We start from the raw sequence: 22,850 nt of genomic DNA on the forward strand, positions 1-22,850 counted from the left end.
TGTCGGGAGTGGGAAGAAGTTGCGCCGCAATCCGTGCAGACTTTCTCCTGCGGCAGGACAAAGAGGAGTCGGGCCCCCGTCAGTCCATCTGGCGCAGATGGCGCATGAGCTGTTCGAAAAGCGCCCAGCCGGAGGCCGAGCTGCCGTCGCCGAGCGGATAGAAGAATCCGGGGCGGGTGGCCGTGCCCAGCGGAACGGGGGCGGCGGGCAGCGGCGTACGCCGGGCGAAGGTCAGGCCGATCTCCTGGGCCTCGTCCGCGCCGAGCGCGAAGCCGACCGGTACGGCGGGCGGTTCGAAGCGGGCGGGCAGGCTCAGATCCCGGCGGGCGGCGCGGAGTTGGGCCAGCAGGGACTGGAGCCGGTGCTCGCCCACCAGGGTGCCGGCGAGTTCGGGCAGGAGGTCCAGCGGCGGGGTCTCGTCGGCGGCGTACCCGACGGCGAGCGTCACATCCTGTTCGACGCCCTGGGCGGTCCGGTCGACGCGCAGCGTGGCGACGGCGGGGCGGTCGGGGCCGCCCGCCACGACCAGCCAGGTGGACTCGGGGGCACGGTCGCGGGCCAGCTCGGTCAGCGCGCGCCGGGACCACGGCAGGTTGACGGGCTCGGCGGTGCTCCAGCCGGCCGGGGGCCCGCCGGTGAGCGCCTCCCACGCGGCCTCCAGCGCTCCGCCGAGCACCAGCCGCTCGTCGGCGGGGTGCAGGGTGCGGAAGGAGAGGGCCAGCTGGCGCTCTCCGGTGTCCTCGACGCCGGTGGTGAAGGCCCGGGCGACCGGGGTCTGCTCCGGGTCCGCCTCGACGGGGGCGAATGCCCCGTCGTGCCAGCGCAGCAGCGCGCCGGACAGCCCGTCGTAGTAGCCGCTCTCCTCGTCCTGGACCACCCACCGGGACGGCAGCCCGGACAGCGAGAGTCGGGTGGGGAGGCTCAGCCGGGAGGCCGCGGGGGTCACGATCTGCAGGCCGCGGTCGCTGACGGCGGCCGCCCGCAGGGCGTCGGACAGCCAGGCCGTCATGGCCACGACCGGCCGGTCCTGCAGGACCACGGCCGCCCGGTGGGTGAGGACGTCGACGGCGGGCTGGGCAGCGGCCGGTGTCGCGGAGGGGGTGACGGCCGCGGCGTCCGCGCCGGTCTCCGGGTCGTCCGCTCGCGCCGCCGCGTCCGGCGGCCAGACCGAGCCGCCGAGCAGATGGGCCAGCCGCCGTGCGAAGGATCCGGCCAGCAGCTCGGCGCGCTTCACCCCCGTGGCCGCCCTGGCCTCCGTCCACCACACGGGCGTCCCGATGCAAGCGGCCTCGGACCCGAGCAGCCGGGCCGTCTCGCCCGCCACCCGCACCAGCAGCGGTGCCTCGATGGACACCAGGGGGCGGCCGGCCTCGTCGCACAGCTGGATCACCGCGCCCTCTCCGGCCGAGCGCACCTCCAGGTCCGGCCCTCCGGCGAGCAGTCCGGCGAGGATGCTCCACACATCGGGCATCCGCTCGGTGAGCGCGATCACGTCCTTCGTCATCGACCGTTGTCCTCCGGCTCCTGTGCCTGCTGTACGAATGCCGTCTGGATCAGGCGGTTCGGCTCGCCCCGCCGGACCAGCAGCCCGCGCCCCGGCGGCTGGGCGGACGCGTACACCCCGGGGAACAGCTGGCCCTCCGTCCGGTCGCCGGTCATCACCAGCGCCGAGGTGCCGCTTTCCCGCAGGTTCATCAGGAACGGCTCGTACAGGGCCCGGGACGTCCCGGCCACTCGCCGCGTGAGGACGAAGTGCAGCCCGATGTCGGGGGCGTGCGGCACATACGGGAGGAAGGGAGCGAGCGGCTGCTGCCCCGCGGTGGAGAGGATGTCGTAGTCGTCGACGAGGATGACGATGCGGGGGCCGCTGTATGCCGAGCCCGATGACGATGCCGGCGTCTGGTGGCCGGTGGTCTCGTCCGGCATCCGCTTGGCGAGCTCGTTGGCGATGCCCGCGGCAAGACCCTCGCAGATCCGGGAGTTGTAGGCGTATCCGCCCTGGTAGGACTCGGGCACCACCTCACGCAGACCGCGCCGCGGATCCATGATCCCGAAGACGAGGTCCTCATCGGAGTGGCGCTCGGCGAGCCCCTGGGCTATCAGCCGCAGCAGATTGCTCTTGCCGCACTCGTTGTCGCCGAGGATCAGCAGATGCTGGTCGCGCTCGAACAGATCGAGCAGCACCGGCGCCAACGCCGTCTGGTCGACGCCGATCGGCACCCGGCGCGGCTGGGCGGCCACCGAGGGCAGCGACTCGGCGGGCACCCGCGCGGGCAGCACCCGCACCCGCTGGGCCGTCTCCCCGGCCCACGCCGCGCTGATGGACCTGGCGGCCTGATCGACGGCCGTGCCCAGATCGGCGGTGGCGCCGCTGCCGTCCAGCCGGGGCAGGGCGATCTGTGCGAAGAGCTTGCGGTCGGTCAGCGCGCGGCCGGCGTCGTCGGGGGTGAGGGTCTCGGCGAGCTTGCGGTCGATGCCGCTGTCGCCCGCGTCGTTCAGCCGCAGCTCGACCTGGGTGCCGAAGGTCGACTGATGGCCGATGCGGACGTCGTTCCAGCGCAGCATCCCGGCCACGACATGGATGCCGTAGCCGCCGCCGCGCTTGAGCAGATCGCCCACGGGGTCGTCGAGGGCCTCGAAGTCGTCGCGCAGCGCCCCGAATCCGTCGATCAGCAGCACAATCTCGGTGGAGGCCAGCTGGGGCAGCGCTCCGGTGGCGCGCAGCTCGCGAAGCCGCTCCACGGAGTCGATGCCGTGCTCGCGGAAGATCTCCTCGCGGGCGTCCAGCATGCCGCGCACCTCCTCGACCGTGCGCGTGGCGCGCTCCCGGTCGGCCCGCCCGGCGACGCCGCCGACGTGTGGCAGCGCGGCGAGCGCCTGCAGTCCGCCGCCGACCAGGTCGAGGCCGTAGATGCCGACCTCGCGCGGGGTGTGGGTGAGGGCGAGGGACAGCGCGAGGGTACGCAGCAGGGTCGTCTTGCCGGACTGCGGCCCGCCGATGACGGCGGCGTGGCCGCCCGCGGTGGTCAGGTCCAGGACCCACTCCCCCTGCCACTGCCGCCCCGGATCGTCGAGCAGGCCGAGCGGCACCTTCATCATCCCGGGGCGCCGGGCGAGCTGCATGCCGCGGGCCGCGTCGACCTCGATCGGGCCGGCCGCGCTGTCCAGCGCGAGCGCGGCGGGCAGCGGCGGCAGCCAGATCCGGCGGACGGGGTGGGCGGCGGCGCGGAGCTGATCAACCATCACCGACATCACGGTCGGCCCGGGGTCGCGCTTGCGCTTGCTCACGCCGGGGGTGTCGTCCCCGGCGGGGAGCGCGTCGTCCGGCTCGGCGAGGGTGTTGTAGGCGGGGTACGGGAGCGCGGCGGGGCCGGTGTCCTCGGCCTTGCACAGGGCGGGCCCCCGGTACGGGCCGGAGACATAGCTCGCCTTGAACCGCTCGTACGCGGTGGTGTCGACCTTGAGATAGCCGAAGCCGGGCAGCGGCGGCAGGTAGAAGGCGTCGGTGGTGTCGAGGACCGTGCGGCTCTCGTCGGCGGAGAAGGTGCGCAGGCCCAGGCGGTAGGAGAGATAGGTGTCCAGGCCCTTGAGCTTGCCGCCCTCGATCCGCTGGCTGGAGAGCAGCAGATGGACGCCGATGCTGCGGCCGATGCGGCCGATGGACAGGAACAGGTCGATGAAGTCGGGCTTGGCGGTGATGAGTTCGCCGAACTCGTCGATGACGACGAACAGATGCGGCAGCGGTTCGAGATCGGGCCTGGACGAGTCGCGTACGGCGGCGTACTGCGAGATGTCGGCGACGTTGCCCGCGTCCTTGAGCACCTGCTGACGGCGTTTGACCTCGCCGGCGAGGCTCGCGTGCACGCGCTCGATGAGGCCGACCTGGTTCTCGAGGTTGGTGATGACACCGGCGACATGCGGCAGTCCGTCGAACGGAGCGAAGGTCGCGCCGCCCTTGTAGTCGACCAGCACCAGCGCCAGGTCCTCGGGCGGATGACTGGCCACCAGGGCGAGGACGAGGGTGCGCAGCAGCTCGCTCTTGCCCGAACCGGTGGCGCCGACGCACAGGCCGTGCGGGCCCATGCCCAGCTCGGCGGACTCCTTGAGGTCCAGCAGCACCGGCTCGTGCCCGTCGCTGATGCCGATCGGCACCCGCAGGAAGGAGCGCTCGCCGCGCGGCGCCCAGGCGCGGGCCAGGTCCATGGCGCCCGGGTCCTCGATCCCCAGCAGCTCGGCGAAGTCGACCGGCCCGGACAGCGGGGCGTCCCCCAGGGATTCGGCCGACAGGCGCAGCGGCGCCAGCATCCGCACCAGGCCCTCGGCCCCGGCGGCGGTGACGTCGTCGATGGTCCCGTGGGCGGTGACGGGCCGCTCGCCCCGCAGATCCTCGACGGTCACCTCGTCGTCGTGGACGGTGATGCGGACCGACACCTCGCCCGGCTCGGCCACCCGCTCGGCGACCAGGTGCAGCACGGTGACGCCCATGTCGTGGGCGGCCACGGCCTCGTCGGGGCGCGGCAGTTCGCCGGCCTCCTCCCCGTACGCGTCGCTGATGACCAGCAGGCGGCCGGTGAGCCCGAGGGCGTCCTTGCCGGACAGGCCGCGCCGTACCTCGGCGGCATACGCGGCGCGCTGCCGCAGGTCGTGGCCGAGGAGCCGGGCGAGCTGGACCAGGTCGGGGGCGATACGGCGGGCGGCGACCGGGCCGTCCCGCTCCTCGGGGTCGAGGATGTGCGGCAGCCACTTGAGCCAGGCCCAGTCCTCCTCCAGCCGGTCGCCGGGGGCCGCGAGGGCGAGGTCGACATCGTCCGGGGCGTGGCCGACGGCGGTCTGGACGAGCAGGGCGCGAACGACCCGCAGCACCGCGGCCCGCTCCCCCACGACACTGACATTGCCCGCGCGGTCCAGCGGCACGGTCAGCGGCAGATCGGTGACCATGCCGTAGCGGCTGACCAGGGCCCCGGCCTCGTTCAGCATGAACGGGTCGGGCGGGGTGAGCACGCTGCCCGCCTGCCGGCTCACGGTCAGCGGGCGCAGCGGCATCTCGCCGGTCCCGATCCGGGCCCGCAGGAAGTCGGGGTCGGTGCGGCGCCGCTCCCACAGCCGGGCCGGGTCGCGCGCGATGTCGTACAGCGCCTGCGGCGGCGGGTCCAGCACCCGCGCGGTGCCGCGCCAGGCACGCTCCTCGGCGGTCAGCTCGTCGCGCAGCTCCTCCAGATACTCCAGATAGCGCTCGCGCTGCTGGCGGCGGGTGCGCTGGGCCCGTCCGCGCTGAGAGAACAGCAGACCGACGGCCCCGATCACCGTGACCACGAGGACCAGGGCACCGATGGCCGCGAACTGGCCGCTGCGCAGCACGGTCATCATGACGACCGAGCTCATCACCCCGGCGATCGGCAGCAGCGACATGGCAGCGCCGGCCGCCTTGCCCTCCGGGAGGTTCGGTGGCGCCTCGATGGTGCGCGCCTCGGGCTCGGGCAGGGGGCGGGTGGTCCGGGCGGGCCGATGGACGAGACGGATCGTCATCGCTGTCCTCCCCTGTCTCGTACGGCTCGGTCCAGCAGTTCGGCGGCGAGGCGTCCGGCGGCCAGCCGGGTGGACTGGGCCAGCAGTTCGGTCCGGATCGCGCCGCCGGCCGCCAGGTGGCGGTCATAGGGGACGGTCATCACCAGTACCCCGGTCTCGCCGAGATGTCGCCGGGCGATGTCCATGTCGATCGCGGTGTCGGGCGAGGACTCGGTCAGGGCGACCACCGTCCCGGGCAGCATGGGGCGCGGCACCGCCGCCATCCAGTCCAGGACCGTGCGGGTGCTCGCCACGCCCTCCACGGTGGCGGGCGCCACCAGCACCCGGGCCTGGACGGTGTCCAGGGCGGTACGGGCGAGTTCGCCGGGGAGCGTCTCGCAGTCGACCACGGTGATGCCGAAGTAGCGGCGCAGCGCCATCGTCACGCTGCGGTAGGCGGGGATGTCCAGCGGGGTGCCGATCTTCCCCTGGCTGCCGGGCAGCAGCCAGCCGCCCTCGGGCAGTTGGACCAGATAGCCGCTGATCTCCGCGAACTGCATGGCCGGGGTGACGACTTGGGCCACGTCCCCGCACGTCCAGCGGACGGACTCGGCGCCCAGCCGGACGGGGAGGGTGCCGAGCGCGGGGTCCGCCTCGAAGACGAGGACCGGATCCTGACGGTAGTGGGCGAAGGTGAGGTTGAGGAGGGCGGCGACGGTGGTCTTGCCCGCGCCGCCCCGGATGCTGGTGACGGCGATCTGCCGCCCGGTGGTGACCGGTTGCTGCAACGCCTGGGCGACCTGGGTGGCCTCCTCCACCTCACGGGAGGCGGACGAGGCGACGAGCCGGCGCAGGGTGCGCCCGGCGCGTCGGCTGACCGGATCGCCGCTGCGGGGCTTGCCCTGGGCGAGGGCGAGGCGGGGGTCGATGGGCGGTACCGGGGTGGGGGCGGGGAGATGGCGGGGGCGCGGCTGGGGGCTCCGGTCAGCGGGGGTGGGTCTCGGGGGTGTGGTGGGCTTCGCGGGCGTGCCGGGCGTGCCGGGCGCGTCGGAGCGCCGGGGGTCGGCGGGCCGGGGGCCGTCGGAGCCCGCGGCGCTCCGGATCCCGGCGTCGCTCTTCCCGTTCCCCGGTACGGCCTCGGCTCCCGGAGCGGCCCGGGTTCCCGGTCCGGCCTTGGGGGCGGGCGCGTCCCGCAGCTGACGGAGCAGCTCGCCCTGCCAATCACCTCCACCCATGGCGGTTCTCCCTCGGCTCGTAACGGGCAACGGTCTCAGAACGCGTCGAGCAGTCGCTCGTACACGCCGAACGCCCCGACGACCAGCGGGAACAGCACGACGACCCCGACCGCCTCGACCAGGTCCACGACCCGGCGGAGCCGGATGCGGACATGCTCGGGCGGCCGTACGGTCAGCACGCCGAGCGGGAGCAGTGCGGCGACGCCGAGCGCGGCCAGCGGCCCGTACGGCTTTCCGTCGACAGCGTCGATCCACAGGACCACCAGGCGGACCAGCAGCACCATGGCCGCGGCGAGCAGCGCCACCACCTCAGCCGCCAGCGGGTACGCCCGCGACCGGGACAGCAGCACGACGGCCAGGACGACAGTGAGCGGCACGGTCCATGGGGAGGGGTCGGTGACGGCGAGCAGCCCGGCGGCGGTGGCGGACACGGCCGTGACGACCGCGGCGAGCACCAGCCCCCGATGGGTCGCGGCGAGCGCGGTCTCGACCTCGTGCCGGCTGACCGAGGCGCCGCCGGAGCGCCGGTCGTCGAGCCCGGTGAGCCCGGCGGCCGTCAGCGCGATCCGGGGCAACAGCCCGAGCGCGACGACGGAGACCACGGCGAGCACCGCGCCCAACCGTGCCTGCCCGCCATCCGTATGGGCACCGTCCTGCAACGCGCCCACGAGCTCCCACACCCCGCCGGTGACGACGACGGCCCCGGCTCCGACGAGCCCGCCTCGCCCGACCGCCGAGGAGACTCCGAGCAGCAGCAGTGTCACCGCGACCGCCCCGGCCACCCCGGCGAGCCGGGCCGCCCCGCCCCACCCGTGGGCGTCCGCGGCCGCCCAGGCGGCGAGCACCCCGAGCGCACCGCCGGTGAGCACGAGCGTCGTGCCCAGCTCCCGGTTGCGCAGGCGGGCGGCCCCGGCCCCGGCGAGCGCCATCAGGGCGGCGGCCGCCGTCAGGGCCGTCGCCACGCCGGAGTCCGAGAGGCTGCGGCGCGCCAGCAGCCCGACGGCGACCGCCAGCGCGAGAGTCGCGGCGCTCGCGGTCCATTGCCGCGCTGCCGCCGACCACCGCCAGGCCCGTACGTCCAGATTCTCGGCCACCTCGTCGGTGACGTCGTGCACCACGGGCGCGGCCGGAACATCCCGCTCCCGCACCAGCCGCAGCACCGCCCCGTCGGGGATCGACGCGGAGGCGAGCGTGGCGTCCTGACCCAGGACAACGCCGTCGGCGGTGACGAGATGCCGCAGCATCGGCCGCTCCGGCACCTGGTCGTCGACCAGTCGCAGCACCTCCGGCAGCAGCCGGCCGACCGGCTCGTCGGCGGGCAGCACGATGTCCACCCTGCGCCGGTCCCCGACCAGGGTGACCCGGCTCAATTCCGTCCGCCGCGTTTGCTTCGCCGCCCCCACGTTCACCACTCCGCCGAACTTCTCATCTCGGTTTTCACGGCCGTCGGCGCGGGCGTGCTCACGCCCGGCCCCGGACTGCCCTGCTTGCCGATCTTGTCGGAGATGAACGACCACCCCACGCACCCGGCGCACAGCACCGCCGCGATCGCTATTCCCGCGAACATCTTCCCCAGGTTCTCATCCGCCGAACGCCGCCCGCGCTGCGCGCCGTACAGCAACGCGTCCCGGATCCGCCGGCGCCGTACCGACACCGACTCCAGCAGCTGGTTGTCGTACTCCCGTGCCATCAGCCCTCACGCTCTGCGAGTTCGCGCACGGTCGCGAGGTCCGGGGCCGTCGTACGGGAACCGGGGACCACCCGGCCCATCCGATGGTCTCCCGGGTCGCGGGAGAGCTCGACGAGAGCCGCCGAGGGCGACAGCCCGTGCTCCTTTGCCTCCCGGAGCCGTTCCAGCCAGCGGAGTCCGGCTTGATAGCCCGCGTCCTCGGCAGCGTCACGGGGTTCATAGCTGGCCGCGCCCTCGGCGTCCGCGGCCCACAGGTAGCCGAGGACGCCGTGCTCACCGGCGACCGCGACGTACTCGACCTGTCCGTTTGCCGTCTTCGCGTATCCGTCCCCACCGAGACCCGACCCGTGGTAAAAGACCCGGTTTCGATAGGGGATTTCAAAGCTCCCCCAGACATCTGAAGCGGAACCATCGTCTTCGAAGTAGTTGTCGACTCCGGTTTCGGTCGGTTTTCCGAACCAGCTGGGGTCGTCCGGCTCGGTGTCGTCGCCGATGAGCTCCGACATGTCCCTCAGCGCCGCCGCGAGCCGCGGGTAGTTCGCGGCGTGGACGGCCTCCTGCTTTCGGCCGCGCAGGTCGTACGGCAGCCACGCGTCGGAGAACGTCGCAAGGTACACGGTGAAATAGCCGAGCATCACGGACGTACCGAGCGTGAACATGCGCTCCTCGCGATGCTCCGCGCCGTCCTCGCTCAGCCATACGCCAGGGCAGGAGATGTCCGCTTCCACGGCGCCAAGCTCACCGGGCCGACGCGCCCCCTTGACCTGGGCGATCAGGCGCGTCCCGACAGCGTCGTCCACTTCGAGGTCGCCCCGGAAGAGGTAGTTTTTCGGATTTCCGGCCTCCGGGATGGAAACGTGTACCCGGGGGCGGCCGACGGCAAGTCCGTACCTGGCCAAGACAGAGAAAGCACTCAGGACACCCGAGAGGCTCTTCTCGATCCAGTCCTCGGATTCTCCTTCATGCCCCCAGGTCCATCGGGCAATAGGCGTTGAAGCGATCACGGCGCTCCTCCAGGCATGAACTTACCACCAGGGGGAATCATCAGACTTCCGTCCTCGACGCGAATAATGAATTGCACGTTACGCGTGCCGTAAATCTCGTTCAACCGCCGGGCCATGTTATCGGCGCTGAGGTCCGCCAACGTACCCTTCGTGTCGACCACGAACGTCTGCACATCAGCGTGCGAGCCGGTGAGTTGCTTCATGTTCTCGAAGATCTTCTTGACCACCTTCTTAGGATTGCTGACCTCCTTGAACTGGTAGCCGTAGGTCGTGCCGTCGTGGCCGCGAGCCAGCACGTCCAGGTCGGTCCCCTGCTCGCAGCTGACACCGGGCTCGATCTCGAAGCCGCCCTTCGCCTCGAACGAGATGTCATGGATCCCCTGGGCGTGCAACCGGTCGGCGAGGCGGAACTGGTCCACGGCCCCGCTCATCATGTTCGGCTTGGCCATGCTGGAGATCACCTGGTGGTAACCGTACGAGTCCTTGTACCGACCGGACGCGATCGAATCGGCGATCCCCTGTCCCGCCGGATCGCGGGAGAGGTTATCCAGCACCCTGTCCAGGTCGGCCGACTTGACCTTGGAGCCTCGCAGCTGATCACGAATCAGCTCCTCGGTGCGGCCGCCGCGTTCGAACGGCCGTGGCTCCTCCGCCGGGAGACCGTCGTGCGGGCCGCCGGGGTCGTGCGGGCCGCCCGGACCGCCCGGGTCGTGCGGGCCACCGCCACCGCCACCGCCACCGCCACCGCTTGCCGACGGCTCATGGCCGGGGGTGCCGCTCTCGTGGACGGAGGGCTGCCCGCCATGGCCGCCACCCGTACCGTGCCCGCCGCTTCCGCCGGGCTGGTCATGGCCTCCGGTGCCCGCCGGCGGCTCATGGCTCGCCCTCGGCCCCAGATCGTCGCCGACCCGCCCCGCCTCGTGGCCGGGTCCGCCCGCGTGCACCAGCTCCGGCTGCTGGGCCTGTTGCAGCTCGTGGCCGAGGCGCTGGAGCGCCTCGCGGTCGGCGGCGGAGAGCTCGGACGGGATGGGCTTGTCGACGACCGTGCCGTCGGGCCGCACCAGAGCCCCGTCCTTGCGCAGGATGTTGCCGTCGGGCAGCTTGACCGAGCCGTCGGGGTGGAAGACGGTGTCGTCCGGGAGTTTGAAGGAGCCGTCGGGGAGTTCGAGACCGCGGCCGGCGTGCAGATTCTTCAGATGGCTCAGCAGGTCGCCGACCTTGAGCTTGCCCAGTCCCATGCCCGCGCCCTTGAGGACGTAGGTCATCGGGTCCACGATCTTGCCGACCTTGCCCGCCGCGCTGATCGCCTTCGCCGCGGCGCCGGTCTTGCTGGCCGCGCCCGCGCCGTCCGTGGCGATGACCGTGATCACATTGAAGGTGACCGCTCCCGCCGCGCGGGCCGGGTTCTTGCTCCACTCGTCCCACGCCACCAGCGCCTTGCCGGTCTCGATGACGGCGTGCTTACTGTCCTTGAGGAAGCCCGGCAGCATGCTGTCGGGGGTCACCCACAGCGCCGGGCCCAACGACAGGCCCACCGCCAGCTTGCCCAGGTTCGTCCAGGCGCCCTTGAATGCCTCCCAGCCGCCGAATCCGACCAGAGTCCCCAGCCCCTTGAGGGTGCCCCACACGCCGTCGACGATGAACCCGTCCCACACAAAGCTCTTGATCCAGTGACCGACCTCCCATACATGGTGCTTTTCGGACTCCTGGGTGCCCCAAGGCGTCTCCTCGGCGTGGCCGAGGTCGTCGGCCTTGTAGCCGTACATGCCCGGCTTGTGAGAGCCGTCGTCCAGGGTCCAGCGGGTGCCGCCGACCAGGGCGCTGATCGTGTTGGCGGCCCGCCGCTCGGCATCCCAGAACGCGGCCGTGGCCGAGGCCACGTCATGCATCAGGTCGTTGTTGCGCTGGATCTTGTCCCCGTCGTACTTCCAGTCGTCCCCGTCCCCGCAGTCCTTGACGAACTGCGCCGCGTCCGCTTTGAGCCGCTTGAGCCGCTCCACGATCGGACGCACCTCGGTGGCGTACGCGTTCAACGCCCGGGTCACCGACTCCAGCTTGGTGGCGAACCCGTCCGCCTTCTCCTTCACCGGCTTGGTGGTCGCGAACAGCCGCTCCGCCTCCGGCGCCGTGTAGTACGCCGACAGGCCCTGGAACTCGTCATGAATCCCCTGACCTGTCTTACGGATATCCCCGGCGTCCTTCGCCAGCGCAGGCGAATCCTTCTCCAACTGCTCCAGATTGCCCGTGAACTCGGGTACGTCCTCGGGCTTGATCATTTCGGACCGTTCTGGTGCTCTTTTCCGCCGGGGTTCAGATCAGGGGCCTTGAGCGCCTCGCGCTGTGCGTCCGCCGCCATACCGAGGTCCCCGTCGATATAGGCGGTTGTCGCGTCCACGGTCCCTTTGATCGACTTGCCCGCACGGGCGGCCACGTACTTGATGTCGTCCTGGGTCTTCTGCGCGAACTCCGCCAAGGCCGCGCCCACCGGGCCGCCTTCGGGCCTTTCGCCACCCATGCTCAGCGTCCCGGCGGACGTGGCCGCGCTCTCCAGATTCGTCCCGTAGGACTTGGCCTGCCCCTCGATGTCGTCGGCGACATTTCCCGTCTTGATCAGGACACCCTTCACGCCACCGGTGTCGATGTCCCAGCCGTTCCGCGGCTTTCCCACCACGTCCCCCTTTCGGCCTCAACGGCGCGCGGCGCCACGCCTGTTCACCCGATGGCGTCCACCGCGGACTTCGCCCTGGACAGCGTCTGCTGGGCGGTGCCGTCGTTCTTCTCCAGCGTGGACTTCACCAGGTGGATGATCTGCCGCACCTCGGCCGCCGACTTGTTCCAGCGCGCCTCCTTGCCGTGGTACTCATCCGCCACACCGTCGGCCGTGAAGTCCGCCATCGCCGCCTTCACCGCGCGGTCCCGGTCCGTGAGCACCCGCTCCAACTGACCGATGATCCCGCCGAGGCTCCCCTGCACCTCACTCGAGGCACCCGTGTCGTAGCTACGCCGATCCTGATTCGCCATCGCTCATCACCCCCGTGAGATTCAGCGGCCGGTGAAACGGGCCGCGTCGAAATTGGCCGCGGCCATCGTCTGCCGCGCATTGTCCGCCGACTCGACATCGCCGCCGCCGAATGCCTTGTCCATCCCGGACTGCCCGCCCAGGATGTCCCGCAGCGAACCGTTCAAGGCCGCGGTGATCTCGTCCGCATTCCGCTTGAACTCATCGAACGCCGCCTTGCCCGCACCGTTGAAGCGGCCCTCCAACGGCTGCGCCGCGGCGATCAACTGCCGGATCAGCCCCCCGAGATCGTCACTCGACCCGGACGTCTGCCCCACCAGCGTCGACAGCGCCGAGCTGCCCATATCGAACTTCACAAACCCACCCCCGTCGGATAGTCCCGTGCCGTTCCCGGATCCATGCTCCCGTTTCGGATCCCGCTCAACCCAGTATGACCCGGACCACCGACAGTCTCTCAACCGCTCCGTAACAGTCGTCCGCCCATCCCGTAACAACCCCCGGTGGCCGCACCCGCCCCGGCCACTACGGAGTCCAGGATCCAGCGCCTCCAGCGCGGAGCGGACCGCGTCGAGCGCGAACTGGACCTGATCCTCGATCACTTGGGCATCGAGGCGACCGAGCCCGGACTGGAGCGGGTGACGGCCCTCCTGCGCGAGGGAAAGAAGATCGAGGCCATCAAGGTCTACCGACAGCTCACCGACGCCGGCTTGAAAGAGGCCAAGGAAACGGTCGAGCGCCTGGACGCGACGCGGACGTGACGCCGCCCGGAAATGATGCTCGGCGCCACGCAGAGGTGATGCTCAGGACCGCTCGCGCTCGTGGTAGGTGCGGCGGGTGTGTTCGGTGTGGGCGCGCATGACCTCGGTGGCGCGCTGTTCATCGCGGGCGGTGATGGCCGCGATCAGCTCGCGGTGCTCGATCCAGGACTGCTTGCCGCGCTGGCGGGCGACCGGGGTGTAGTACCAGCGGACCCTGCGGTCCACCTGGGCGGCCAGCTCGGACAGGACCGCGTTTCCCGCGAGCTCCATCACCTTGGCGTGGAACTCGGCGTTCATGGCGACCGCACCGTCCACATCGTCGTCGAGCACCGCGCGCTCGCCCTTCGCGCACAACTCCTCCAGCACCGCGATCCCGGCCGAGCCGGCGCCCGCGGCGGCCAGCCGCGCGGCCTCGGCCTCCAGGAGGGTGCGGACGGTGAGGAGCTGATCGGCCTCCTCCTCGGTGGGCTCGTGGACGAACGCGCCCTGGGCGGGGCGCAGATCGACCCACCCCTCGGTATTGAGCCGCTGGAGCGCCTCGCGCACCGGCTGGCGGGAGACGCCGAGATGGCCGGCGAGCTCGCTCTCCACGAGATGCTGGCCGGGGCGGAGGGCGCGCGTGGTGATGAGTTCCAACAGCGCCTCGTAGACGCGCTCACGGAGCGGACCGGGCCGCTCCAGCTTCGGCACCGCACCCTGCGGCAGTCCCTTGGACAGCATCGCGCCCCCTCTGGGTCGGCGTTCGCCGGATTCCCGGATTGGTTATTGTCTACAGTCTACCCATACTGTTCACGGACTCGCGTCTGACATCTGGTCACACCGTTGTTGAATCCTTAAAGTCCGGGCATGCTCTCCACCGACCGTCCGGGCCCACTCCACCGCTCCCGCACCCTCGCCCCACCGGGCTGGAGCCGATGGCTGGTGCCGCCCGCCGCGCTGTCCGTCCATCTCGCCATCGGCCAGGCGTACGCCTGGAGCGTGTTCAAGCCGCCGCTGGAGTCCTCCCTCGGCCTCTCCGGCACGGCCAGCGCGCTCCCCTTCCAGCTGGGCATCGTGATGCTCGGCCTGTCCGCCGCCTTCGGCGGCACGCTCGTCGAACGCAACGGTCCGCGCTGGGCGATGTTCGTCTCGCTGGTCTGCTTCTCCTCCGGCTTTCTCATCGCCGCGCTCGGCGCCGCCACCCGCCAGTACTGGCTGGTCGTCCTCGGCTATGGCTTCGTCGGGGGGATCGGGCTGGGCATCGGCTACATCTCCCCCGTCTCCACCCTGATGAAGTGGTTCCCGGACCGGCCCGGTATGGCCACCGGCATCGCCATCATGGGCTTCGGCGGCGGCGCGCTGATCGCCTCCCCCTGGTCCACCCGGCTGCTGGAGCACTTCGGCACGGACAGCGGTGGCATCGCGGCCACCTTCCTGGTGCACGGCGTGACCTACGCGGCCTTCATGTCACTCGGCGTACTGCTGGTGCGGGTGCCGCCCGAGGGCTGGCGGCCCGCCGGCTGGGAACCGCCGCGCACGCTGGGCCGTCTGGTCAGCGCGGCCGACGTCTCCGCGCGCAACGCCATCCGCACGCCGCAGTTCTGGTGCCTGTGGGTCGTGCTGTGCATGAACGTGACGGCGGGCATCGGCATCCTGGAGAAGGCCGCCCCCATGATCACCGACTACTTCGCGGACACCGGAACCCCCGTCACCACCTCGGCCGCCGCCGGCTTCGTCGCCCTGCTCTCGGCGGCCAATATGGCCGGGCGGCTGCTGTGGTCGTCCACCTCCGACCTCATCGGCCGCAAGAACATGTACCGGATCTACCTGGGCGCGGGCGCGCTGATGTATCTGGCCATCGCGCGGATCGGGGACTCCTCCAAGCCGCTGTTCGTGGTGTGTGCGCTGGTGATCCTCTCCTTCTACGGCGGCGGCTTCGCGACCGTACCGGCGTATCTGAAGGACCTGTTCGGCACGTATCAGGTGGGCGCGATCCACGGACGGCTGCTCACCGCCTGGTCCCTGGCCGGGGTCCTCGGTCCGTTCATCGTCAACAAGGTCGCCGACCACCAGGAGGCGGCGGGGAAGACCGGCCCGGGTCTCTACTCCCTCTCCCTCACCATCATGATCGCGCTGCTCATCGTCGGCTTCCTCGCCAATGAGCTGGTACGGCCCGTCCATCCGCGCTACCACGAGCCGGTCGCCGAGGCGGGGCCCGTCGATGCCGTGACCGCCGAGAAGGGAGCCGGCCGATGACCGGGACGATGAGGAACCGCACCGCGCTCACCGTCGCCGTCTGGGCCTGGGTCGTCCTGCCCTTCGGCTACGGGGTCTATGAGCTCGTCCGCAAGGCCACTCAGCTCTTCACGGGCTGAGCCGGGCTGAGCCGAGGGGGGTTGAGGGGTCGCACGACTCCTTGACCCCCTCCGGAAGCATACTGTATTCAATATTCTGTCGACGATGGCTGGATGACCTGGTTCCCGTCGCACAACGCTCAAACGCTCGGTCCCCTCAACCGAACGGAGAGTCCCACCGTGAAAGTCGCAGTTGTCGGCGCCGGTGCGATCGGCGCCTTCGTCGGAGCCGCCCTGCACCGCGCGGGCGCCGAGGTCCATCTGCTCGCCCGTGGCCCGCACTTGGCCGCGCTGCGGCGGGACGGCGTGGTGGTGCGCAGCTCCCGCCCGGACCTCGACTTCACCGCGCGCCCGGCGGCCACCGACGACCCGGCCGACATCGGCCCGGTCGATTACGTCTTCCTGGGCCTCAAGGCCACCTCGTACGCGGCGTGCGGGCCGCTCGTACACCCCCTGCTCCATGACCGTACGGCCGTCATCGCGGCCCAGAACGGCATCCCCTGGTGGTACTTCCACGGGCTCGACGGCCCGCTGGCCGGCCACCGGATCGAGTCCATCGACCCCGGCGGCTCCGTGTCGGCCGTACTCCCGCGAAGACGCGCCATCGGCTGCGTGGTCTACGCGGCCACCGAGATCGAGGCCCCCGGCGTCGTACGTCACTTGGAGGGCACCCGCTTCGCCATCGGCGAGCCCGACCGCGGCGTCTCGCGGCGCTGCGCGGAGTTCAGCGAGGCGATGCGCGCGGGCGGGCTCAAATGCCCCGTCGAGCCGGATCTGCGCGAGGACATCTGGATCAAGCTGCTCGGCAATATCTCCTTCAACCCGATCAGCGCGCTCGCCCGCGCCACCATGGGCCAGATCTGCCGCCACTCCGACACCCGGGCGCTCGTCGAGGCGATGATGCGCGAGACGCTCGCGGTCGCCGCCGCCGTCGGCTGCCGCCCCGCCATCTCCGTCGAACGGCGGCTGGCCGGCGCCGAGCGCGTCGGGGACCACAAGACCTCCACCCTCCAGGACCTGGAGAAGGGCAAGCCGCTCGAACTCGACGTACTGCTCGCCGCCGTCGTCGAACTCGCCGGTCTCACCGGCATCCCCGTGCCCACCCTGCGCGCCGTGCACGCCCTCGCCGACCTGCTGGCGGCGACCAGCACGGGCGCCGGCCTTCCGGACGCCGCCTGACGGCGTGACCGCTGTAAGGAGCCCGTCGTGGCCCGTAACCGCTCTCGCAACCGACAGCAGAAGCAGTACCCGCGTCTGACCCACCCCCTCGTACGGGACCCGGCGAGCGGTGAACTCCGCCGCGCCACCTGGGACGAGGCGCTGAGCCGGGCCGCCGCCGGGTTCACGGCCGCGACGGCGGCCCATGGGCCCGACGCGTTCGGCATGTTCTCCTGCGCCCGCGCCACCAACGAGATGAACTACGTCGCACAGAAGTTCACCCGTGTGGTGATCGGCACCCATAACGTCGACTCCTGCAACCGCACCTGTCACGCGCCCAGCGTCGCCGGCCTGTCCGCCGTCTTCGGCTCCGGCGGCGGTACCTCGTCGTACGCGGAGGCCGAGGACACCGACCTCATCGTGATGTGGGGCTCCAACGCCCGCTTCGCGCATCCGATCTTCTTCCAGCACGTGCTGCGGGGCATACGGAACGGCGCCCGGATGTACGCCGTCGATCCGCGCCGCACCTCGACCGCCGAATGGGCGGAGAGCTGGCTCGGCCTCAATGTCGGCACCGACATCCCGCTCGCCCATGCCGTGGGCCGCGAGATCATCCACTCCGGCCTCGCCAACCGCGCCTTCATCGATGGTGCCACAAGCGGCTTCGAGGAGTACGCGGCCGAGGTCGAGCCCTGGACCCTGAGCGCCGCCGAGAAGGTCACGGGCGTACCGGCGGCGGCCATCGTCGACCTCGCGCACGCCTACGCCACCGCCGAGCGCGCCCAGCTGTGCTGGACGCTCGGCATCACCGAGCACCACAACGGCACGGACAACGTCCGGGCGCTGATCAATCTCTCCCTGCTGACCGGCCACGTCGGCCGGTACGGCTCCGGGCTGCAGCCGCTGCGCGGCCAGAACAATGTGCAGGGCGGCGGCGATATGGGCGCCATCCCCAACCGGCTCCCCGGCTTCCAGGACATCCTGGACCCGCCCACGCGCGCCAAGTTCGAGCAGGCCTGGGACGTGGTCATCCAGCCGCGCTACGGGCTCAATCTCACCGAGATGTTCGAGGCGATGGAGTCGGGCGCGCTGCGCGCCGTCTACTGCATCGGCGAGAACCCGGCCCAGTCCGAGGCCGACACCGAGCAGGCCATCCGGCGGCTGACGTCCCTGGACCATCTGGTGGTCCAGGACATCTTCCTCACCAGGACCGCCGAACTGGCGGATGTCGTGCTCCCCGCGACCGCCGCGTGGTGCGAGACGGACGGCACGACCACCAACAGCGAGCGGCGCGTCCAGCGCGTGCGCAAGGCGGTCGATCCGCCGGGCGAGGCGCGCGAGGACATCGACATCATCTGCGACCTCGCCCGGCGGCTCGGCCACGACTGGAAGTTCGCCGACGCGCAGGAGGTCTGGAACGAGCTGCGCGGCGTCTCCCCGGACCACTTCGGGATGACGTACGAGCGCCTCCAGGAGCACCAGGGCATCCAGTGGCCCTGCCCGAGCACGGACCGGCTCGAACCCAGCTATCTGCACGGCCGGCTGTGGGAGACCGACCCGGCGCGGCGCGGCGCGCCCGCCGCCTTCGGCCCGGTCAAACACGATCCGCCGGTCGACCTGACCGATGACGCCTTTCCGATCCGGCTCACCACCGGACGCCGCCTGGACTCGTACAACACCGGGGTGCAGAGCGGCGGTTTCGCCTCCCCGCTGCGGCGCGGCGAGTACATCGAGCTGTGCCCGGAGGACGCGGCCCGCTACGGCGTGACGGCGGACGAGCGCGTGCGGGTCAGCTCGCGGCGCGGGTCGGTGGTGGCGCCGGTGTGGATCGATCCGGGACTGCGGCCGGGGCTGGCCTTCATGACCATGCACTTCCCCGACGAGGTGGATACCAACTCGCTGACGATCGAGGCCAACTGCCCGATCGCGGGGACGGCGGAGTTCAAGGCGTCGGCCATCCGGATCGAGAAGCTTCCCGTCACAGCCATGAGGAGCTGACCGTGGATCTGCACTTCGGCGACAGCAAGCCGACCGACGAGGAGCGGGCGGCGGTCGACGGGCTGCTCGGCCCGCCCGAGTCGGCGTGGGAGGGCGCCGACGACCGTACGGACACCGATCTGCGCTGGGCGCGCGGCGGCCGCGCGGCGCGGGAGCGGCGCGATCTGCTGTTGCCGGGGCTGCACGTGCTCAACGACCGGGTCGGCTGGATCAGCGAGGGCGCGCTCGACTACCTCTGCCGCCGTCTGACGGTCCCTCCGGCCGAGGGCTATGGCGTGGCGACCTTTTACGCGATGTTCGCGGTGAAACCCCGCCCGGCGACCGTCGTCCACGTCTGCACGGATCTCGCCTGCGCGGCGCGCGGCTCGGCGGAGGTGTGCGCCGGTCTGGAGCGCACCCTCGGCCCGGCGGGCGCGGCCGCGTCCGGCGCCGTCTGGCAGCCCAGCCCGTGCCTGGGCCTGTGCGAACGCGCCCCGGCGGCCCTGGCGATCCGCGCGGGCGAGACCCCGGCGACCGCCGTCGTCGCGCCCGCCACCGCCGCGGCCGTCGCCGACGCGGCGCGGGCGCCCAAGGAGGCGGCGCCCGAGCCGCCCGTCGCGGTCGCCGTACCGCAGGCGGGGAGCGACGGGCTCACCCTGCTCCGCCGCGTCGGCGTCGTGGACCCGGCCTCGCTCGACGACTACCGCGCCCATGGCGGGTACGCCGCCCTTCGCCGCGCCTTCGCGCTCGGCCCCGCCGGGGTGATCCGGGAGGTGACCGAGGCGGGTCTGGTGGGGCGGGGCGGTGCCGCGTTCCCGACCGGGCGGAAGTGGGCGGCCACCGCCCAGCAGCCCGACCATCCGCACTACCTCGTCTGCAACGCCGACGAGAGCGAGCCGGGGACGTTCAAGGACCGGGTCCTGATGGAGGGCGATCCGTACGCCCTTATAGAGGCCATGACCATCGCGGCCTACGCCACCGGCGCCCACCGCGGCTATCTCTACCTGCGCGGTGAGTACCCCCGCGCCCTGCACCGGCTGCGCACCGCCGCCGACCGGGCCCGCGCCCGCGGCTTCCTCGGCGAGGACATCATGGGCCAGGGGTTCGCCTTCGACATCGAGATCCGGCGCGGCGCGGGCGCGTACATCTGCGGCGAGGAAACCGCGATCTTCAACTCGATCGAGGGGCGGCGCGGCGAGCCGCGCAGCAAGCCGCCGTTCCCCGTCGAGAAGGGGCTGTTCGGCAAGCCGACCGCGGTCAACAATGTGGAGACGCTGGTCAATGTGGTGCCGATCCTGACCGAGGGCGCGCAGGCCTATGCGCGCACCGGCACCGAAACCTCCACCGGCACCAAGCTCTTCTGTGTATCCGGCGCGGTCGCCCGCCCCGGCATCTACGAGCTGCCGTTCGGGGCCAGGCTGCGCGAGCTGCTGGAGCTGGCCGGCGCGCCGGAGACCCTGCGCGCGGTCCTCCTCGGCGGCGCGGCCGGCGGCTTCGTACGCCCCGACGAGCTGGACATCCCGCTCACCTTCGAGGGCACGCGCGCCGCGGGCACCACCCTCGGCTCCGGGGTGGTGCTGGTCCTGGACGAGAGCGTGGAGCTGCCTCGCCTCCTGCTGCGCATCGCGGAGTTCTTCCGCGACGAGTCGTGCGGCCAGTGCGTCCCCTGCCGGGTGGGCACCGTACGGCAGGAGGAGGCGCTGCACCGGATCAAGGACCGTACGGGCGCCGCCGCGGCCGGGGACATCGCGCTGCTGCGCGAGGTCGGCCAGGCCATGCGGGACGCCTCGATCTGCGGTCTGGGCCAGACCGCCTGGAACGCCGTGGAGTCCGCCATCGACCGTCTGGGAGCCTTCAAGTGACCGCGATCCCGCTGCGACCCCCGCGCCGTCTGGTCGACTTCACGCTGGACGGCGAGCCGGTCCGCGCCCCGGAGGACACCACGCTGCTGGACGCGTGCCGCGCCTCCGGCAAGGACATCCCGACCCTGTGCCAGGGCGACACGCTCGCCCCGAAGAACGCCTGCCGGGTGTGCGTGGTCGAGGTGGAGGGCGCCCGCACGCTCGCCCCCGCCTGCTCACGCCGCGTGGAGCCGGGGATGGAGGTGCGGACGGACAGCGACCGGGCCCGGCACAGCCGAAAGGTGGTCCTGGAGCTGCTCGCCTCCTCGACCGATCTGTCGACGACGCCGCGCGCCGCCGAATGGATCGAGGAGTACGCTGCGGAGCCCGGCCGCTTCGGGGCGGAGGCCGCCCGCGTGGACGAGGAGCCGAAGGTCGACAACGACCTGTATGTCCGGGATTACGACAAATGCATCATGTGCTACAAATGCGTCGACGCATGCGGTGAGCAGTGGCAGAACACCTTCGCCATCGCGGTCGCGGGCCGCGGCTTCGACGCCCGTATCTCCACCGAGCACGACGCGCCGCTCACCGACTCCGCGTGTGTCTACTGCGGTAACTGCATCGAGGTGTGCCCGACGGGCGCGCTGAGCTTCAAGTCGGAGTTCGACATGCGGGCGGCGGGTACCTGGGACGAGTCGGCGCAGACCGAGACCACGACGGTGTGCGCGTACTGTGGCGTGGGCTGCAACCTCACACTCCATGTGCAGGACAATGAGATCGTCAAGGTCACCTCACCGCACGACAACCCGGTGACCCACGGCAACCTCTGCATCAAGGGCCGTTTCGGCTATCAACACGTACAGAACCACGCACAGAACCGGGACTGATCGACATGGGACGGGTCACCGAGCGACGCCGCGTCATCCGCATCCGGGACGGCGCGGTCAGCACGCGTCCGGACACCCTCGTGGCCGAGGAGCCGCTCGAGATCCGGCTCAACGGCAAACCGCTGGCGATCACCATGCGCACGCCGGGTGACGACTTCGCGCTCGCCGCCGGCTTCCTGGTGAGCGAGGGCGTCCTCGGGGACGCGGACGAGCTGGCGAACATCGTCTACTGCGCGGGCGCGACCGAGGACGGCTCCAACACCTACAACGTGGTGGACGTGAAGCTGGCGCCCGGCGTCCCCGTCCCCGACATCACCCTGGAGCGCAACGTCTATACGACGTCGTCGTGCGGCCTGTGCGGAAAGGCCAGCCTGGACGCGGTACGGACGACGGCGCGCTGGGCGCTCGGGGACGGCGAGGACGACGAGAACACCCCGGTCCGGATCGACCCGCGGACGCTCTCCGCCCTCCCCGACCGGCTGCGAGCGGCGCAGCGCGTCTTCGACCGGACCGGGGGCCTGCACGCGGCGGCGCTGTTCACCCCGGACGGCGAGCTGCTGGACGTACGGGAGGACGTGGGCCGGCACAACGCGGTGGACAAACTGGTCGGGCGGGCGCTCCAGCAGGGGCTGCTGCCGCTGTCCGGGGCGGTTCTGCTGGTCTCCGGCCGCGCCTCCTTCGAACTGGCGCAGAAGGCGGTGATGGCGGGGATCCCGGTGCTGGCGGCGGTCTCGGCGCCGTCCTCGCTGGCCGTGGATCTGGCGGCGGAGACGGGTCTGACACTGGTCGGCTTTCTGCGCGGCACCTCGATGAACGTGTACGCGGGTGAGCACCGGCTCGCCCTGCGGACAGCGGTCGGCGGGACCTGACGCCGGTCCGCCCGCTGCACGGGATGGCGGGCCGGCCGGCGGGGAGCGCCCCCTGCGCCGGCCGGTCCCTTCCCGTCACCCTGTGTCCGTCCCTTCCCCCGATCAACGCGGTCAGCCCCGGCGCCTCCGACGCCCCCATGTCGCTGCGGCCCGGCGAGACCGCGTCCGACCGCACCGAGCGCATGCAGGGTCGCGGCGGCCGAGGAGGTAGCGGCCGCGGTGCTCCATCTCACCTCACCCGCGGCGGGCACCGCGGTCGGCACCGATCTGGTGGTGGACAGTGGCTCCTCGGCCTGACCGCCCGTCCAAGGCCCGGCCGACCGAGCCGACCGAGCCGAACACGTGGATGGCCGGGGCTCCGTGGTGGCGTGGGGCTGCCCCCACCCCGGGGCGCGGGCAGCCGTCATGGTGAGGCCGCCACCGTCCCGGGCGGGCCAGTCCGCCGTGGGCCGGCCGGGCCCGCGCGTGGGCGGCGCGCTAGCCGGTGACTTCGCACATGGGGTTTTAGGTCTCCAGCCAGCGGGGTCTGGTTTCGTCGATGCCGAGGAGTTCGAGCAGGTGTGCTTGGACT

Annotated in this window: 19 protein-coding genes and 1 pseudogene; 9 read left to right on the forward strand and 11 right to left on the reverse strand. The window is 71.7% G+C overall.

What is annotated here, in order from left to right:
* Nucleotides 1-79: 79 nt before the first annotated feature.
* From ABZS71_RS25820 to ABZS71_RS25865, 10 genes are all read right to left on the reverse strand, one after another.
* On the reverse strand, nt 80-1,504 hold the full coding sequence (locus tag ABZS71_RS25820) for a DUF6177 family protein (protein ID WP_356213952.1): 1,425 nt from the start codon (nt 1,502-1,504) through the stop codon (nt 80-82).
* Nucleotides 1,501-5,526 carry a type VII secretion protein EccCa gene (gene eccCa, locus ABZS71_RS25825; protein WP_356213954.1) on the reverse strand — a complete coding sequence of 1,342 codons (4,026 nt, stop codon included), beginning with the start codon at nt 5,524-5,526 and terminating at the stop codon, nt 1,501-1,503. The genes ABZS71_RS25820 and eccCa overlap by 4 nt, the downstream gene beginning before the upstream one ends.
* Entirely contained in the window at nt 5,523-6,740 is a 1,218-nt protein-coding gene (locus ABZS71_RS25830) for a type VII secretion protein (protein ID WP_356213955.1), read from the reverse strand. The genes eccCa and ABZS71_RS25830 overlap by 4 nt, the downstream gene beginning before the upstream one ends.
* Before the next feature lie 35 nt (nt 6,741-6,775).
* On the reverse strand, nt 6,776-8,110 hold the full coding sequence (gene eccD, locus ABZS71_RS25835) for a type VII secretion integral membrane protein EccD (RefSeq protein WP_356213956.1): 1,335 nt from the start codon (nt 8,108-8,110) through the stop codon (nt 6,776-6,778).
* Between the two features lie 35 nt (nt 8,111-8,145).
* Nucleotides 8,146-8,430, reverse strand: a complete 285-nt coding sequence (locus ABZS71_RS25840) for a hypothetical protein (RefSeq protein ID WP_356213958.1) — start codon at nt 8,428-8,430, stop codon at nt 8,146-8,148.
* Entirely contained in the window at nt 8,430-9,230 is an 801-nt protein-coding gene (locus ABZS71_RS25845) for a hypothetical protein (protein WP_355842962.1), read from the reverse strand. Before ABZS71_RS25845 ends, ABZS71_RS25840 begins: the two co-directional genes overlap by 1 nt.
* A 200-nt stretch (nt 9,231-9,430) precedes the next feature.
* Nucleotides 9,431-11,710 (reverse strand): hypothetical protein, encoded by a 2,280-nt coding sequence (locus tag ABZS71_RS25850; protein ID WP_356213960.1) that lies wholly within the window; start codon nt 11,708-11,710, stop codon nt 9,431-9,433.
* Nucleotides 11,707-12,102: a DUF6507 family protein gene (locus tag ABZS71_RS25855; RefSeq protein ID WP_356213961.1), complete on the reverse strand. Its 396-nt coding sequence runs from the start codon at nt 12,100-12,102 to the stop codon at nt 11,707-11,709. Before ABZS71_RS25855 ends, ABZS71_RS25850 begins: the two co-directional genes overlap by 4 nt.
* 44 nt (nt 12,103-12,146) lie before the next feature.
* Nucleotides 12,147-12,455: a pore-forming ESAT-6 family protein gene (locus ABZS71_RS25860; protein ID WP_355842969.1), complete on the reverse strand. Its 309-nt coding sequence runs from the start codon at nt 12,453-12,455 to the stop codon at nt 12,147-12,149.
* A 21-nt stretch (nt 12,456-12,476) separates the two neighbouring features.
* A complete protein-coding gene (locus ABZS71_RS25865; RefSeq protein ID WP_356213963.1) occupies nt 12,477-12,809 on the reverse strand; it encodes a hypothetical protein in 333 nt (110 codons plus the stop codon).
* 144 nt (nt 12,810-12,953) lie between these two features.
* Here ABZS71_RS25865 and ABZS71_RS25870 point away from each other — a divergent pair, with 144 nt between their 5' ends.
* The gene (locus tag ABZS71_RS25870) at nt 12,954-13,211 is read left to right on the forward strand and encodes a ribosomal protein L7/L12 (protein WP_356213965.1); all 258 of its coding nucleotides are present in this window, start codon (nt 12,954-12,956) and stop codon (nt 13,209-13,211) included.
* A 42-nt stretch (nt 13,212-13,253) separates the two neighbouring features.
* Here ABZS71_RS25870 and ABZS71_RS25875 read toward each other — a convergent pair whose 3' ends face one another.
* Nucleotides 13,254-13,931, reverse strand: a complete 678-nt coding sequence (locus ABZS71_RS25875; RefSeq protein ID WP_356213967.1) for a GntR family transcriptional regulator — start codon at nt 13,929-13,931, stop codon at nt 13,254-13,256.
* Nucleotides 13,932-14,057: 126 nt separating this feature from the next.
* Between ABZS71_RS25875 and ABZS71_RS25880 the strand changes: the two genes are divergently transcribed.
* The 8 genes and pseudogenes from ABZS71_RS25880 to ABZS71_RS25915 all read left to right on the forward strand — a co-directional run.
* On the forward strand, nt 14,058-15,446 hold the full coding sequence (locus ABZS71_RS25880) for an OFA family MFS transporter (protein ID WP_356213969.1): 1,389 nt from the start codon (nt 14,058-14,060) through the stop codon (nt 15,444-15,446).
* Nucleotides 15,443-15,565 carry a hypothetical protein gene (locus ABZS71_RS25885; protein WP_355843241.1) on the forward strand — a complete coding sequence of 41 codons (123 nt, stop codon included), beginning with the start codon at nt 15,443-15,445 and terminating at the stop codon, nt 15,563-15,565. The genes ABZS71_RS25880 and ABZS71_RS25885 overlap by 4 nt, the downstream gene beginning before the upstream one ends.
* A 159-nt stretch (nt 15,566-15,724) precedes the next feature.
* Complete coding sequence (locus ABZS71_RS25890) at nt 15,725-16,723, forward strand: 2-dehydropantoate 2-reductase (protein ID WP_356213971.1); 999 nt, start codon at nt 15,725-15,727, stop codon at nt 16,721-16,723.
* 27 nt (nt 16,724-16,750) lie between these two features.
* Nucleotides 16,751-18,700, forward strand: a complete 1,950-nt coding sequence (locus tag ABZS71_RS25895; RefSeq protein ID WP_356213973.1) for a molybdopterin-dependent oxidoreductase — start codon at nt 16,751-16,753, stop codon at nt 18,698-18,700.
* 2 nt (nt 18,701-18,702) lie between these two features.
* The gene (locus ABZS71_RS25900) at nt 18,703-20,541 is read left to right on the forward strand and encodes an NAD(P)H-dependent oxidoreductase subunit E (protein WP_356213975.1); all 1,839 of its coding nucleotides are present in this window, start codon (nt 18,703-18,705) and stop codon (nt 20,539-20,541) included.
* Nucleotides 20,538-21,410, forward strand: coding sequence for a 2Fe-2S iron-sulfur cluster-binding protein (locus ABZS71_RS25905; protein WP_356213977.1), 873 nt, complete (start codon nt 20,538-20,540; stop codon nt 21,408-21,410). The genes ABZS71_RS25900 and ABZS71_RS25905 overlap by 4 nt, the downstream gene beginning before the upstream one ends.
* A 5-nt stretch (nt 21,411-21,415) precedes the next feature.
* A complete protein-coding gene (gene fdhD / locus ABZS71_RS25910; protein WP_356213979.1) occupies nt 21,416-22,279 on the forward strand; it encodes a formate dehydrogenase accessory sulfurtransferase FdhD in 864 nt (287 codons plus the stop codon).
* A gap of 101 nt (nt 22,280-22,380) precedes the next feature.
* Nucleotides 22,381-22,576: pseudogene (locus tag ABZS71_RS25915) on the forward strand (SDR family oxidoreductase); the annotation flags it as partial.
* Nucleotides 22,577-22,850: the final 274 nt, after the last annotated feature.

The sequence above is a fragment of the Streptomyces sp. NPDC005393 genome, assembly GCF_040606675.1.
Classification (GTDB): Bacteria; Actinomycetota; Actinomycetes; order Streptomycetales; family Streptomycetaceae; genus Streptomyces.

Coding starts and splice junctions, on each gene's coding strand:
- ABZS71_RS25820 (WP_356213952.1), bottom strand. CDS start 1,504: ATGACGAAGGACGTGATCGCGCTCACCGAGCGGATGCCCGATGTGTGG.
- eccCa (WP_356213954.1), bottom strand. CDS start 5,526: ATGACGATCCGTCTCGTCCATCGGCCCGCCCGGACCACCCGCCCCCTG.
- ABZS71_RS25830 (WP_356213955.1), bottom strand. CDS start 6,740: ATGGGTGGAGGTGATTGGCAGGGCGAGCTGCTCCGTCAGCTGCGGGAC.
- ABZS71_RS25840 (WP_356213958.1), bottom strand. CDS start 8,430: ATGGCACGGGAGTACGACAACCAGCTGCTGGAGTCGGTGTCGGTACGG.
- ABZS71_RS25850 (WP_356213960.1), bottom strand. CDS start 11,710: ATGATCAAGCCCGAGGACGTACCCGAGTTCACGGGCAATCTGGAGCAG.
- ABZS71_RS25860 (WP_355842969.1), bottom strand. CDS start 12,455: ATGGCGAATCAGGATCGGCGTAGCTACGACACGGGTGCCTCGAGTGAG.
- ABZS71_RS25875 (WP_356213967.1), bottom strand. CDS start 13,931: ATGCTGTCCAAGGGACTGCCGCAGGGTGCGGTGCCGAAGCTGGAGCGG.
- ABZS71_RS25880 (WP_356213969.1), top strand. CDS start 14,058: ATGCTCTCCACCGACCGTCCGGGCCCACTCCACCGCTCCCGCACCCTC.
- ABZS71_RS25885 (WP_355843241.1), top strand. CDS start 15,443: ATGACCGGGACGATGAGGAACCGCACCGCGCTCACCGTCGCCGTCTGG.
- fdhD (WP_356213979.1), top strand. CDS start 21,416: ATGGGACGGGTCACCGAGCGACGCCGCGTCATCCGCATCCGGGACGGC.